We start from the raw sequence: 13,597 nt of genomic DNA, 5'->3' as shown, positions 1-13,597 counted from the left end.
ATTTACCTGATATTGAAGCGGCGCCGCACTTTGCGCAACACCAGAAACACCCAGGGCCATATTAGCATCGTCGTCAACGTCGACCAAAAGTAGGCGAAGTTGAGGCTGGCCCGGCTAAACAGGTGCTCGGCCCAGAAGACCGTCAGTTTGCCCACCAGCGAGAGGCAGCCGATGATCAGCGCCTGCTGCCAGAGGGAGAAGTTGCGGATCTTCTGGAACTGGAAGGCCGCCAGATAGGTGGTAATGGCCATCGCCATGGCGCGCACGCCGAGGGTGCTGCCAAGCAGCACATCCAGCAGCAGACCGGCCACCCAGGCGGTACCGACGTTGGTCCGGTGCGGCAACGCCAGTGCCCAGTAAATGAGCACCATGGCCAGCCAGTCCGGACGGAATGGATCAAATTCAAAGGGAAGCGGCAGGATCGACAGGCTTAAAGCCAGCAGGATCGAGATCCAGATCCAGATCCTGCCACTGGCGGGTTGCAGCATCAGCGAGTGGCTCCTGCGGCGGACGCAGCGGCAGCGGGGGCCGGGCGTTCGCCATCCTTGTCATTTACCTCGGGCTTCTTGTCGGTCCACAGCAGCAGCAGATAGCGCAACCGATCCAGCTCGACCAGCGGTTTGGCCTCGATCTGGGCGAAGGGCTTGCCCTCCACATACTCGGAACGGGTCACGGTTGCCACCGGATAACCTTCCGGGAAGCGGCCACCAAGACCGGAGGTGACCAGCAGATCACCCACCTGAATATCGGTGTTGCGCGGCAGGTTGCGCAGCTCCAGCTTGTCGAGCTCGCCACTGCCGGAAGCGATGGCACGCAAATCGTTGCGCAGCACCCGCACCGGAATGCCGTGGCTGGAATCGGTGATCAGCAGGACGCGACTGGTGGTGGAGCCCACATGGAGCACCTGACCAATCACACCCTGATCGTTGATCACTGCCTGACCGTTGTAGACGCCATCCAGTGCCCCCTTGTTGATCAGCACCTGATGGCTGAAGGGGTCGGAGTCCACCGACAGCAGCTCGGCTACCATCTTGCGGGACTCTTTGTGCACCGGCGAACCGAGCAGCTCACGCAGCCGCTGGTTCTCGTGCTCCAGCTGATCCATTTTGAGCAGGCGGGCGCGCAGGGTGAACAGTTGCTGCTCCTGCTGCTTGGTCTGCTCGATGAGATCGGCGCGGGTCTGCACCTGGGTCGACATGGTGTCGAGCAGGGTGCCGGGCGCATTGGCCATGTACTGCAACGGACTGACTAACGAACTGAGGTAGACGCGGACATGGGTAAACACACCGAAGCGAGAATCCGCGACGATGGCAGCAATGGAGATGATGACGGCGAGAAACAACCGTAACTGAAGCGAAGGGCCTCTACCAAAAATGGGTTTCATGGGTCGTCAAAAAAGAGCCGGCACGCTGGCCGGCTTTGGGTCTTATTCGTAGTGGAACAGATCGCCACCGTGCATATCGATCAGCTCCAGCGCCTTGCCGCCGCCACGGGCCACACAGGTGAGGGGATCTTCGGCAACGACGACGGGGATACCGGTCTCTTCCATCAGCAGACGGTCGATATCTTTCAGCAGCGCACCACCACCGGTTAGCACCATGCCGCGCTCGGAGATGTCGGATGCCAGTTCCGGCGGAGACTGTTCCAGCGCAACCATCACGGCAGCCACGATACCGGACAGCGGCTCTTGCAGCGCTTCCAGGATCTCGTTGGAGTTGAGGGTAAAGCTGCGCGGCACACCTTCAGCCAGGTTGCGACCACGTACTTCAATCTCGCGCACCTCTTCGCCCGGGTAGGCGGAGCCGATCTCGTGCTTGATGCGCTCGGCAGTAGCTTCACCGATCAGGCTGCCGTAGTTGCGACGGACGTAGCTGATGATCGCTTCGTCAAACTTGTCGCCACCGATACGGACAGACTGGGAGTAGACCACACCGTTCAGGGAGATGATGGCCACTTCAGTGGTACCACCACCGATATCCACGACCATGGAACCGGTCGCTTCGGAGACCGGCAGGCCGGCACCGATGGCAGCGGCCATAGGCTCGTCGATCAGGTAGACCTCACGGGCACCGGCACCCAGTGCGGATTCCTTGATGGCGCGACGCTCAACCTGGGTTGAACCGCACGGTACACACACCAGCACGCGCGGGCTGGGGCGGAAATAGTTGTTGTCGTGAACCTGCTTGATGAAGTGCTGCAGCATCTTCTCGGTCACGTAGAAATCGGCGATCACGCCATCTTTCATCGGGCGGATTGCGGAAATGTTGCCCGGGGTTCGGCCCAGCATCTGCTTAGCGGCATGACCGACAGCAGCGACCGATTTGGCGTTCCCGCGCTCTTGGCGAATGGCGACAACTGAGGGTTCGTTAAGGACGATCCCTTGATCTTTTACATAGATCAGGGTGTTGGCAGTTCCCAAATCGATCGACAGATCGTTGGAAAAGACGCCTCTGAGCTTTTTGAACATGGCTACGGGAAATCCTAAGAATTTGGAGGTGCAGAAAACCGGCTAACTTTACCAATGCCCACCCCAATGGGCAAGCGCTCAAACTGTCGCCAATCAATCAGGCGCGACAAAAATGCGAGTCATCACTCACTCGCACACGCTTGCAAACACTAATAAACAAGGATTTAGGGGGATGCTGTTGAGCCATTCCTCCTTTCACATCATTCAGTGCAATACTTCGCGCCGATAAATAATTCTGTCATTACCCCGGCTGGAGCCGAAAATGGCCTCACCTTGCAGGTTGCCGTCATTGGCACTCGTTGGGTCAGACAACCAGAGTGGCTGCGACGGCTGTTTTGCCAATTCGACCTTGTAGGGGATGCGCACCGAGATGTCCGGCTTGGCAAAGTGGAACAGGATCTCCCCGTCTTTCGCCAGTGCAGCATCCCCACCCGGTGCAGAACTACCCAACCCCAGCTTGATCTTGCGACCCGCCCCCAAATTCAGCTCGCGAGTCGCCGCATCAAAGGTGTGACTCGGATTGAGGAAAGTGAACCCCTGATTGGCCAAAGAGAGCTGGGTACATTGATCTTCCTTGTTTTGCAGCCAGTTGCCCGCTTCGTAATATTGCATCTGCAGTGGAATGGCCAGCGGCGCCGAGGCCAGGCCTGCCTCCGTGCCCGCCTGCAGGCGGCCGAAATAGGCTTTCATTGGCACACTGTCGATTAAACGGGCATTACAACCGCGGCCACTGCAGTTACCCACTACGGCATCATTGAAATTCGGGCTGGCAATCAGCGTTCTGTCGCCATCGTTATCCCTCATATAAAGGCCAAACAGCAAAGAGTTGTAGGGACCATCCGGTTGCGTGTCAGAGAGGCGCACAAACTCGCTGCTACCGGCAGTCAAAGTCGCCCGGCCATTTAGCCATGGCAACGGCTGCAAACTGCGCAAGCGGTTCGACAGGGATTTACCATCCTGGTTATTGGCAACCGAGATAAAAGCACTCCCCTTGGCAAAGGGCCCCGTATAATTCAGGGTCTGTACACCCGTCGTGTTACGAGCCTGCACATCCAGCGCAACGCCAAAGGGCTGGCCCATGTAGGAGAACGCATTGCAGGCCGGCACGATATCACCGCTGACCAGATTGAAGTCGGCAGGAATAAAACGCCCCACCGGCTGGCTCTGGGCTGATGGGATGGTGTAATTGAAGTAGCCATTGGCTGGTGGCGTCGCCGTCATCCGGAACACTCCCACCTCGCTCACAGTCTGGCTAAGGCTATTGACACTGTTGGTCGCTGCCACGTGGTTGTAAGTAGAAGTACCCAATACGGCATTGGAGCCGGGGCTTGGTGCCACCAAGGTGCTACCCAAGCCAATGCCACTCAGCACAAAGTTGGGCGTAGTCTGATTTCCTGCGCAGATATCCCCATCATTAGCCGACTCCCAGGCCATCGCCTTGATATCTACCTGAAACGTCTCCCCCGCTTTTTTGAATACCGGGCAACTGCTGTCACCTGCCGCGCATACCCCTTGCGGAGGGGTAATGCACAAGCCCACCGGACGCGCTACAAACTGATCCGCGCCGAGCATCACCAGACCGGCTTCACTGCCGGTACCATCATAACGGGCATCCAGTTGCACCTTGCCCGCGTCCGGGTACTTAACCGTTATGGTCGACTGCCCCTGAGCATCGAATGCGAGGGAGAGCGGCGTTGCAGCGCCCTGACTGGCACCAATCGTACTGCTGTTGACGCTCATCTGGCTGTTATAGGGGTTACTGGTGGGGGTGATATAGCTACCCCAGAACTTGACGCTCTTGCTCTGGTTGGCAAACCCCGGCACGCACTGCCTGGTCACGTCGCTCTTCTTGACCGCCTTGATGGTCACCGTCTGCGGCTGGTTCGAGTAGGTGTCGGGCACGTCGAAGATAAATCCGCTGTCGGCAAAGGTGAGCGTACAGGCAGCCGCACTCTTGGCGCCACCGCCAACCCGGCACAGGGTGGTACTCAACGGTTTGGTCGAGGGCGTCGAGCCGCTGACCCCGACGGTCACCGTACCGGCGGTATTCTGTCGCAGCGCCAGCGTGGTGGTTCCTCCGCTGAAGCTCACTTGATTGCCTCCCACCCAACCACCGCTGCTACTCGTTACGGGTTGCAGGGTGGCAGTCACGGGCTCGGTCACCAACAGGCTGCAGTCGGCATTGGCACAGGCCCGAATGGTCAGGGTTTCAGGGTTGCAGGTCAGCGCATTGCCGCTGTGATCGAATTCGAAATGATCGATCTGGGTGCCCACTGGACTGGAACGCAGCGCACAGATCCGCACGTTATCGATCTCGTGGAAGTTGGTCACCGACCCGGTGGACCCAGTCAATGACAGCAGGAAGTTGCCCGGTACTGTCGCTTGGCCGGTCTGGCTCGTCATGTTGATTGGACCAACGAGCGTACGAAACCCGTCACCGCTATCCCGTTCGACGGTGGCCACCGAGTTGCCCGCCGTGCGAGAGTCGACCGTAATGCGATAGCGGTGGGGGCGATTGCTGTTGGTACCGCTGTCGACGGTCGGGTTGAGATTGCTGGCGGTTCCGGCCAGGTAGCGGTAACCGGAGGTACCGGAGCCGGATCCGCGAATAGATACGGCCTGCGGTCGGGAGCCGATATTATAAGACCCCCCCTCATTGGCGTAGTTGCCGTATTCGTCGATCCCGACACCAAGCCAGCCGCCCGCAAAACCACTGATCCCGGTCTTGAAACCGTATCCTAGGGGGCCACCAAACGCACCTGGTTGTGGCGTCAGGGTGGCATCCGAGAGCACCACCGCCATGCCATCCGCCCCGCTTGTGCCGGAAGTCTTGTAGGCGTATTGATCGAACTCGACCGTCACCAGGTTACCAGCCCCGGGGAAGAGGCGCTGGAAAGTGGCCGACGTGGCCTGGTTGGTGACGTTCTGGGTGAGACGCAGGCGACCATTCTGCACCGATGGCAATGTGCTGTTGTTGCGCTGAGCCACGACCCAACTGTCGGGGTTGATCTGGCTGCTTTCGAAACCGTCGACAAAACAGGTCAGCATCGGCGGAAGTACCGCTTCATTGATGCTGGACTGGGCATCCATGGCCAGATAGCGGGCCGTCACCCTGCCATAGACGGTGGCATTATTGTTCATGGTGAGCTTCCCATCGGCATAGAGATAACCATAAAACGTGGTGCGGTTGTCGATCACCATGTCGTTATAGTTAACCCAGATGAGACTGCCCTGATTATTGGCATTGATATTGACCGTATTGACCAGCTTGACATCCTGATTGACGAAAATCCGGGTGGTGCCACTGCCTGAGAGACGGATGGTACCGCTGTCCAGAATCAGCTTGTCGATGAAGTAATCCCCCTCCCCCAGCACCAGGATCGCGTTGTTGCGCACTGTCAGCGTCTTGATCAGGTAGGTGCTGCGGCTGGGGAACGTCATAGTGCAGTTTTCTACCGTCATCGCACCATAAGAGGTACTGGAAGCCGTTTGCGCACCGAACGAACAGAGCTGGGTCGAATTGGAGGTGATGGCGGGAAAAGCATTATTCCCGCTCAGGGACAGCCCGCGGATATCTTTGCCAGTAACGCTACAAACCATGTAGCCGCCAGTACCATCATCGCAGCGCGGCGTATTGTTCTGATCCGGCTGGATGGAGCAGAAGTTGAGAGGCAAACCGCCGGAACCGTTGATCTTGGCGTTGTTGAGTTGGCTAAGCTGGTAGCCGCTAATCTGATGGCAAACGTTATTGTTGTTGCCATGATGCCCTTGCACCACATCCGGAAAGAGCGTGCCTGTGTCGATAGGGTCGAAGGCCCAGACATGGCCAGTAAAGAGGGCAAGCGCCCATACCCATTTCATTGTCCGCCTCCGTCATACGCTTCAAGCATCAGAGTTCTGCTCACGGCAAAATCGGGACTCGCACTATCCAGTTCAGAGGAACCACAGGTTCCGACACTCTCGAGACGATAGCCATTAGTCACGGCACCGTTATAGGTCACCGGAACCTGAGTGCAACGCACAGCAACTTGGCACTGCACCAGACCGGTAACGCCGGTGAACGAGGGGGTCGGGCTGATCCAGTCACAACGATCCTGGGGAGATGGCGCAGCAGGCCGGTTCGGAAACAGCTGATACAGAGCAATCTCCAGCCCGCTCTGGGCGGCCAGCAGAGCACGCACACTGCGTACCTCCACGGTATTTTTCTCGCTACTGTCGACCAGAAAACGGCCCATGGCGGCCGCCAGCAGCGCCATCACCACGATCACAAACAGGGCGATCATCAGGGTGCTACCACGCATCCGTCCTGCCGGGAGTGCATCACGGGACATTGAACACCTCGATCTTGTGGCTGAAGGTGACCGACTCCCCCTTGCGTTCGAACAAGAACCGCATGCCAAACTCCCCTTCCGCGTTGAATGCCGATGTTTCCCGATAGAAACCGCCAGCGCGGAGCGACTCTGCCATCAGCACGCCTTGCGCAGGTAAAGGAGCACCGATTGCGGCACTGGCACGAGTGAGGGTGCCCCCATCAACGCAATAACGTACCTGTTGATTGGCAAAGTAGACACGGCTACCGGGAGAGAGGCCAGCCAGACTCTCGCTATTGGTATAGCGGATCGTTTGTGCGCCGGAGACGGGCGCCAGCACATCAGCAACCCTGGCCACACAGCGGCCATATTCACAATTGCTCAGCAGCGACCCTGCACTTGGGTCAGGTACCGGGAAAACGATCATCCAGTCACCTTTGCCGACGGCTAACGGATCTGCACTCGACGGGCTGGCAGCAGAAGCCGGGGTCGCCATCACCAGCTCAAGGGTGGCCGTGCTCCCCGACATGGCACGGTTAAGCGCCAGATAGCGGCTGGAGGTGCTGATAGGCCAGAACCGCAGGCAAGCCCCCGAGTCAACCCAGGTACCATCAAGCGTCTCGATCCGCTCCGATCCCGGCACCGCATCGCGCAGTTCGCGATTAAGCCGCTCCATGGCGAAGCGGGCATCGCTCATCAACTGCTCACGACTGCTGGCATCGCCATAAATCTGGGTACCGATACCGATAAACTGGCTGGTAAATGTCGCCATGATGCCCAGCAGCAGAATCACCATCACCAGCTCGACCAAGGTAAAGCCACTGTTACCCCCAGGTTTACGGTAAGTTCGACTAGCCGCCAGACATAATCGGAGGCCGGAAGTGGTTACAGGAGCGGACTTTCGGACAGGCAGGCAACACCCGACAGCGGAACGATTCATCAGTAGTTCCCCCGGTAGAAGGAGAAGTCGAGTACGCTCTCATCCGGCAGCTTGATCTGCAGATCAATCCGCTTGCCCACAGAACAGGGCGCGTTACAACTCTTGAAGGTGCCATCGCTAAAATCGACGGCGCTGACCGCAATCCTGACCTGATAGTTGCGATACTCCTCGCCGCTGATCCCCGCCGCCGTCTGGGTAAACCAGCTGGCATCCCGCCAGTTTCCCGCAGTATCGAAGTCATCCACATCGTTATAGGCGTAGGGAGCCGGCTCACCATCGGGGCCATAACTGCCGGAGCAGGGAGCTATGTTCACCCCCGCCACCTGCTCGCCACAACGATAACGGCCACCATTATGATCCGAATGTTCATCAAACGACTTTTGCAGGATCTCGCCGGAGAGGCGCTGGGCCAGCTGGGCGGCACGCACCTGCTGTACCGGATCCACCGCCCGGGGCGCCTGATTGATGAGTAACCCCAATATGCCGGTCAAGGCCACCGCCAGCAGCACTATGCCGACAATCAGCTCAATCAGGGTAAAGCCGCGCTTAAGGGATCTCATGGATATACCCCTCAGACTCAATCTGGATGCGGCTGGTTTCGCGACCATCACTCACCAGCAAGGTACAACCGTTGGCACAGCTGCCTAGCGGTCTGCCCATCTGATCGAAGCGGAGTACGAAGCTTCTGTTGCTGTTCAGGGAAAGCGTGATTCCGTCAGAGGCGGTCACCAGCCGACCACGGGTGCGCAGGTTATCGGTCCAACCACTGCCCAGATCATCGCTGGCGGGACACGCCGCATAAGTACGGTGGGCAAAACGGGGAGAGGCGACCACCAGCAGGGTACAGCGGTTGGCAGGCTCATGCATATTGACGGTCTGTACCAACCGCAGACGGGTCAGCAGTTCATCACGCACAGTTTGAGTTTCAACGCCGCCTTTGCCCAGCCATTTGGGCACGACAAAGGCGGCGAGAATCCCGAGTAACAGGATCACCACAACCAGTTCAATCAGGGTAAAGCCCTTGGTTGCAGGCATGGTTTTTCTCATAGGGGGAAAGAAGAAAGCGAGGCCAAAGCCTCGCTTGATAATTCAATCAGTTGCTACAACCTGTCACATCAACACTGAATGCAGCGGCTGAAGTGGCCTCATTGTATTTAACTTGGCAATTAGCGTTATTGCCAGCCGCCTTGGGCTTGAAGGTCCCTTTGGATGCAGATACTTCATCCCACCCATCTAAAGTAACGGCGTTTGCAATGGTACCTACTGTCGGATAGCCATACTTGGCATCGACGGTAGTGCCAGCAACAGAGACTGCCGAAGAAGAGTTTTCAATACCTTGGATAGCCGCCTTACTGTAAATCATCTGAGCCGCACTCTGTAGTGATGCTTTGACCCCATCAGCAGCTGCTTTACGCGCATCATCCTGCAGATTCAGGAACTTGGGTGCAGCGGTGACCGCCAGAATCCCCAGAATAATGATCACGATAACCAGTTCGATCAGGGTAAAACCCGCCTGTTTTTTCATTTCACTTTCCTCTGTCAATTGATGTTGGTAGTCACCTGACCGGACGCCGGACGGTAACTGAAACTCATGAATGCATCAGTACTGCCTTGCGGATCCTGATACTTGCCATCGCTGCCCTTACTCAAACTATTGACCAGATAGTAACGACAGACCGAATCCAGTCCATTACTGCTCACAGTGGCATAGTATTTCAGGTCATTGCCGCTACCGCGTACTTCATTGAAGTTGGCCGTAGCCTTGGGCGGGTTTTGCAGCAACCCCTCCCAAATCTTGAGACAACGCTCTGCGCTCAGATTGGCCGGATCCACATCCGGATTGCCGCTAGCCGCAGTATCCATGGGATAGCCGGGAGACAACTCGCCGTTGCTGATCTGGGCATCGGTCGGCGTGGTCAGATAGAAGCGGCTGCCGTCATAGAGCACGGTATTGAGGCTATCCTGTTTGGCGCGCCCTTCCGCTTCCCACTGGGCCCGCACTAGCGACACTCCTGTTGCAAAACCACCCGAGACGCCCTCGACGCTGGCCTTTTTCGCCTCGTCGGTTACATCCAGAAAACGGGGCAATGCTGTTACCGCCAGGATCCCCAGGATCACGATAACGATCACCAGCTCAATCAGGGAGAAGCCGGCGGTCACTCTTGTCATCCCGTTATTTGGCATTGATGGTGCCATTGGTTTCATTTTCATGCTCCCTTGGTAATGGCCGATATTATTTCATGCAGACCTAAAAAAATCATGTAGTTGGGTCATATGATTAGCCTCATTCAAGGCTTTTTAATCACTCGCCCGTCGGAAAACAGATAAACCAGCCAATAACCATCCCACCCCATCTCGCACCCGCTGCCATCGGGGCGGGCCAGAAACTGCAAGGGTGGCATGCCCCCCTCCGTCTCTCCCACCAACGCCAGCCACAACTGACGACAATTTTCTGATGGTGATTGCAGGGGCAACAGTCCGAGTGGCCAGCCACGCTCATCAAATTGCCAACCATGACCCGCGCTATGCAGGGTGTCGGGGCGCCGTTCATTCAGCCAGATCCCGTGCAAACGCTGTGCCCGCTCCGCAAATTGCTCTCCCAGCAGGGTGAGCGAAAGCTGTTGCGCCTCCTCCCGGTTGATCTGATAGCTGCGCACCAGGGTCGTGACGATCACCATCAGCAGGATTATCACGGCGATCCGCCGATATCCGGCCAGCCAGCGATCATCCTGTTGTGTCTGTCTGTTCATCCACTCCTCGACTCCCTCGCCCTATTGCCTCTTACGACGCTCATCATGCCCAGCCACTCAGGTGTGAAGATGCCGAGTTACTTGCTACGAACCACTCACATCCCGCTCGCATCATGTCCCACCATTCTGGCGTGAAGATACGGGGTTACTTGCCTCTTACGGCCCTCATCATGTCCCACATAGGCGTGAAGATACCCAGCGCCAGGATCAACACCATTACTGCCACGATCCCGATCAGGATCGGCTCGATGCGGGCGGTGAGACTCTTGAGGTCATAATCCACCTCGCGCTCGTAATACTCGGCCGCTTCGTGCAGCAGGTCATCGACCTGACCGGTCTCCTCACCCACGGCGATCATCTGCATCACCAGCGGGGTGAACAGGCCGCTGCTGCTGGCGGTGCGAAGCAGGCTCTCGCCCCGCTCGATACCGGCGCGCATATCCCGTACCCGCCCCGCCATATAGGCGTTATCCACCGCATCGGCCACCAGGGTCAGCGCGGTGTTCAGCGGCACCCCTGCCTTGAGCATCATGGAAAAACTGCGGGCAAAACGGGCCAGCAGGGAGCGCTCTATGATGGTGCCGACGATCGGCAACTTGAGCTGCCAGCGGTGCCAGGTCAGCTTGCCCTTGGTGGTGGCGACCCAGCGGCGCCAACCGAACACCATCCCCGCCAGAATAGCGAGCAGCAGCCACCAGTAGTTGACAAAAAAGTGCGAGGTGGCGAGCAGAATGCGGGTCGCCAGCGGCAACTCCACCCCGAATTTGGCGAACATGCCGGCAAACACCGGGATCACCATGATATTGAGGATCACCATGGCGATACTGATGGCGATCATCACGAAGCTGGGGTAGCGCATGGCAGTCTTGATCCGCTTGCGAGTCTCCAGCTCCAGCTCGAAATAGTTGGCGAGCTGCAAAAAGGCCTCTTCCAGCTGACCGGTGTTCTCACCCACATGGATGATGGCGACGAACAGGCTGCTGAATACCTTGGGGTGCGCCTGCATCGAGCTGGAGAGCGGACGACCGTTGCCAAGATCTTCCCCCAGCGAGTGAAGCGCCCGCTTGAGCGGCTTGCTGTGCGTGCTCTCCTCCAGCCCGGCGATGGCGCGCAGGATCGGGATCCCGGCCCGGGTCAGGGCATACATCTGGCGGCTGAAGATCACCAGCTCATCCAGCTTGACGCCCCCTTCCAGCAACAGTGACCAGTCGATGGCGGCGGACTTGGCCTTGCCCGGTTTGAACTCGGTGGGCATCACGCCGCGGCGCATCAGCTGCTCGGCGGCCGCCATCTCGTTGGCCGCTTCGACCACGCCACTGGTCGCGTTGCCCTGGCTGTCACGCCCCTTGTAGGCAAAGTTAGCCATCGCTTACCCCAGATCCTCGGCCAGTCGCAGCACCTCATCCACCGAGGTGATCCCCTGACGGGCATAATCGAGGGCAGTGAGGGCCAACGGCCGGTAGTGTTCGTGTTGACGGGCCGCCTTGGCGAACCCTTCCGCATCGTTGCGGCGCAGGGCATCCATCATCGGCTGATCCAGCTCCAGTAGCTCGTAGACCCCGATCCGGCCGGAATAACCGGTAAAGTTGCAGCTCTGGCAACCCCGGCCCTTGTGATAGGTATGCTGGCCAGGCGCCTCGCCGGAGAGCACGGTGAGCCAGGTGGCCTGCCCTTCGTCGGGCGCCTTCTCCTCGACGCAGTGCTCACATACCCGCCGCACCAGCCGCTGGGCGACCACAGCCCGCAGGGCACTCGCCACCAGATAGCCGGGCGCCCCCATGTCGATAAGGCGCAAGGCACTGGTCACCGCATCGTTGGTGTGCAGGGTGGTCAGCACCAGGTGACCGGTGATGGCGCCACGCAGGCCGATCTCCACCGTCTCGTTGTCACGCATCTCACCCACCAGCAGGATGTCCGGATCCTGACGCAGGGTAGAACGCAACACGTGGGAAAAGGTGAGACCGATCTTGGGATTGACCTGCACCTGGCTGATACGGGGCAAACGATACTCCACCGGATCTTCGACCGTGATGATCTTGTTGCTGGACTGGTTGAGCTCGGAGAGAGCGCCATAGAGGGTGGTGGTCTTGCCGCTACCGGTGGGGCCGGTCACCAGGATCATGCCGTGCGGGCGTTTGAGCTGACGACGGAAACGGGTCAGGATCTCCGGCGGCATGCCGGTCTCGGTCAGCGACAGGATGCCGGAGGATTGATCCAGCAGACGCATCACCACAGACTCGCCATACTGCACCGGCATGGTGGACATCCGCACATCCACATCACGGCCGCGCACCTTCATGTTGAAACGGCCATCCTGCGGCAAGCGCTTCTCGGAGATATCGAGCCCGGCCACCAGCTTGAGACGCAGCACCAGCGCCTGGGCGATGCGCACCTCGTTGAGGATATTCTCGTGGAGGATGCCGTCGATCCGCTGGCGAATGCGCAGCACCTTCTCGTCCGGCTCGATGTGGATATCCGACGCTCCCACCTGCACCGCATCCTCGAACAGGGAGCGCAGCAGCTTGGCCACCGTCGCCTCCCCCTCGTCATTGGCCCCCAGATTACCTGAACCCAACTCGAAGCCGGAGTCCTGATACTCCTCCTGCAGCTGTTCGGCGAAGCTCTCAATCTCGCGGGTGCGGCGATAGAGGCGGTCAAAATAGTCCAGCAACTGCCCTTCCCGCGCGACCGCCAGCACCATCTCCCGCGGGCTCAGCAAGGCAGCAATGGCATCCAGCGCACTCAAGTCCGCCGGATCCGACATGGCTACCGTCACCTTGTCGTCGGTAAGATTGACCGCCAGCGCCCGATAACGGCGCGCCTGCACTTCGGGCAGCAGCGGCACCGCGGCGGCATCGATGGTGAGGTTATTGAGATCGAAGAAGGGTACATCCAGCTGGCGAGCGAGGAACTGCAGCAGCTGTACCTCGCTGATAAAGCCGAGGTCAATCAGAGTGGTACCCAGTTTGCGTCCGGTCTGACGCTGCTGCTGCAGGGCAAGCTGCAACTGATCATCAGAGATGATCTGCTCCTGAACCAGCAGGTCGCCGAGGCGCATTTTCAGTCTGGGTTGTGCCATGTTTGCTCCGATATCTGTTACTTCACACCCGTTGCCGCATCCGATGAGGCT

13 protein-coding genes are annotated in these 13,597 nt (G+C 58.6%); all 13 read right to left on the bottom strand.

From position 1 onward, the window contains the following. Nucleotides 1-2: 2 nt before the first annotated feature. Nucleotides 3-488 carry a rod shape-determining protein MreD gene (mreD, locus tag I6L44_RS18645; RefSeq protein WP_033112548.1) on the bottom strand — a complete coding sequence of 162 codons (486 nt, stop codon included), beginning with the start codon at nt 486-488 and terminating at the stop codon, nt 3-5. Continuing rightward, nucleotides 488-1,384, bottom strand: a complete 897-nt coding sequence (gene mreC, locus I6L44_RS18640; RefSeq protein WP_216952752.1) for a rod shape-determining protein MreC — start codon at nt 1,382-1,384, stop codon at nt 488-490. The genes mreD and mreC overlap by 1 nt, the downstream gene beginning before the upstream one ends. 42 nt (nt 1,385-1,426) lie before the next feature. Then, nucleotides 1,427-2,467 (bottom strand): rod shape-determining protein, encoded by a 1,041-nt coding sequence (locus tag I6L44_RS18635; protein ID WP_005340051.1) that lies wholly within the window; start codon nt 2,465-2,467, stop codon nt 1,427-1,429. A 204-nt stretch (nt 2,468-2,671) separates the two neighbouring features. Next, the gene (locus I6L44_RS18630; RefSeq protein ID WP_216952751.1) at nt 2,672-6,328 is read right to left on the bottom strand and encodes a DUF6701 domain-containing protein; all 3,657 of its coding nucleotides are present in this window, start codon (nt 6,326-6,328) and stop codon (nt 2,672-2,674) included. Next, nucleotides 6,325-6,750 carry an MSHA biogenesis protein MshP gene (locus I6L44_RS18625; protein ID WP_216954499.1) on the bottom strand — a complete coding sequence of 142 codons (426 nt, stop codon included), beginning with the start codon at nt 6,748-6,750 and terminating at the stop codon, nt 6,325-6,327. The genes I6L44_RS18630 and I6L44_RS18625 overlap by 4 nt, the downstream gene beginning before the upstream one ends. Before the next feature lie 37 nt (nt 6,751-6,787). Continuing rightward, complete coding sequence (locus I6L44_RS18620) at nt 6,788-7,717, bottom strand: PilW family protein (RefSeq protein ID WP_216952750.1); 930 nt, start codon at nt 7,715-7,717, stop codon at nt 6,788-6,790. Then, entirely contained in the window at nt 7,717-8,277 is a 561-nt protein-coding gene (locus I6L44_RS18615) for a type II secretion system protein (protein WP_216952749.1), read from the bottom strand. Before I6L44_RS18615 ends, I6L44_RS18620 begins: the two co-directional genes overlap by 1 nt. Further along, entirely contained in the window at nt 8,264-8,752 is a 489-nt protein-coding gene (locus I6L44_RS18610) for a type II secretion system protein (RefSeq protein ID WP_128834795.1), read from the bottom strand. The genes I6L44_RS18615 and I6L44_RS18610 overlap by 14 nt, the downstream gene beginning before the upstream one ends. Nucleotides 8,753-8,810: 58 nt before the next feature. Beyond that, nucleotides 8,811-9,242, bottom strand: coding sequence for a prepilin-type N-terminal cleavage/methylation domain-containing protein (locus I6L44_RS20595; protein ID WP_106844143.1), 432 nt, complete (start codon nt 9,240-9,242; stop codon nt 8,811-8,813). A 14-nt stretch (nt 9,243-9,256) separates the two neighbouring features. Beyond that, nucleotides 9,257-9,928, bottom strand: a complete 672-nt coding sequence (locus I6L44_RS18600) for a prepilin-type N-terminal cleavage/methylation domain-containing protein (RefSeq protein WP_106844142.1) — start codon at nt 9,926-9,928, stop codon at nt 9,257-9,259. A gap of 77 nt (nt 9,929-10,005) precedes the next feature. Beyond that, nucleotides 10,006-10,467 carry a hypothetical protein gene (locus I6L44_RS18595; protein WP_128834793.1) on the bottom strand — a complete coding sequence of 154 codons (462 nt, stop codon included), beginning with the start codon at nt 10,465-10,467 and terminating at the stop codon, nt 10,006-10,008. A 145-nt stretch (nt 10,468-10,612) separates the two neighbouring features. Beyond that, nucleotides 10,613-11,833: a type II secretion system F family protein gene (locus I6L44_RS18590; protein ID WP_216952748.1), complete on the bottom strand. Its 1,221-nt coding sequence runs from the start codon at nt 11,831-11,833 to the stop codon at nt 10,613-10,615. A 3-nt stretch (nt 11,834-11,836) separates the two neighbouring features. Next, nucleotides 11,837-13,546, bottom strand: a complete 1,710-nt coding sequence (gene mshE, locus I6L44_RS18585; protein WP_106844139.1) for an MSHA fimbrial ATPase MshE — start codon at nt 13,544-13,546, stop codon at nt 11,837-11,839. Between the last annotated feature and the right edge of the window lie 51 nt (nt 13,547-13,597).

The organism is Aeromonas sp. FDAARGOS 1414 (assembly GCF_019047065.1).
GTDB classification, from domain to species: domain Bacteria; phylum Pseudomonadota; class Gammaproteobacteria; order Enterobacterales; family Aeromonadaceae; genus Aeromonas; species Aeromonas veronii_A.
This window is presented reverse-complemented; position numbering and strand designations above follow the sequence as displayed.

Bases quoted from the DNA above. Each gene is read 5' to 3' on its own strand.
- I6L44_RS18630 (WP_216952751.1), bottom strand. From the start codon at position 6,328: ATGAAATGGGTATGGGCGCTTGCCCTCTTTACTGGCCATGTCTGGGCC.
- I6L44_RS18625 (WP_216954499.1), bottom strand. From the start codon at position 6,750: ATGATCGCCCTGTTTGTGATCGTGGTGATGGCGCTGCTGGCGGCCGCC.
- I6L44_RS20595 (WP_106844143.1), bottom strand. From the start codon at position 9,242: ATGAAAAAACAGGCGGGTTTTACCCTGATCGAACTGGTTATCGTGATC.
- I6L44_RS18615 (WP_216952749.1), bottom strand. From the start codon at position 8,277: ATGAGATCCCTTAAGCGCGGCTTTACCCTGATTGAGCTGATTGTCGGC.
- mshE (WP_106844139.1), bottom strand. From the start codon at position 13,546: ATGGCACAACCCAGACTGAAAATGCGCCTCGGCGACCTGCTGGTTCAG.
- I6L44_RS18590 (WP_216952748.1), bottom strand. From the start codon at position 11,833: ATGGCTAACTTTGCCTACAAGGGGCGTGACAGCCAGGGCAACGCGACC.
- I6L44_RS18595 (WP_128834793.1), bottom strand. From the start codon at position 10,467: ATGAACAGACAGACACAACAGGATGATCGCTGGCTGGCCGGATATCGG.
- I6L44_RS18610 (WP_128834795.1), bottom strand. From the start codon at position 8,752: ATGCCTGCAACCAAGGGCTTTACCCTGATTGAACTGGTTGTGGTGATC.
- I6L44_RS18600 (WP_106844142.1), bottom strand. From the start codon at position 9,928: ATGAAAATGAAACCAATGGCACCATCAATGCCAAATAACGGGATGACA.
- I6L44_RS18635 (WP_005340051.1), bottom strand. From the start codon at position 2,467: ATGTTCAAAAAGCTCAGAGGCGTCTTTTCCAACGATCTGTCGATCGAT.
- mreD (WP_033112548.1), bottom strand. From the start codon at position 488: ATGCTGCAACCCGCCAGTGGCAGGATCTGGATCTGGATCTCGATCCTG.
- mreC (WP_216952752.1), bottom strand. From the start codon at position 1,384: ATGAAACCCATTTTTGGTAGAGGCCCTTCGCTTCAGTTACGGTTGTTT.
- I6L44_RS18620 (WP_216952750.1), bottom strand. From the start codon at position 7,717: ATGAATCGTTCCGCTGTCGGGTGTTGCCTGCCTGTCCGAAAGTCCGCT.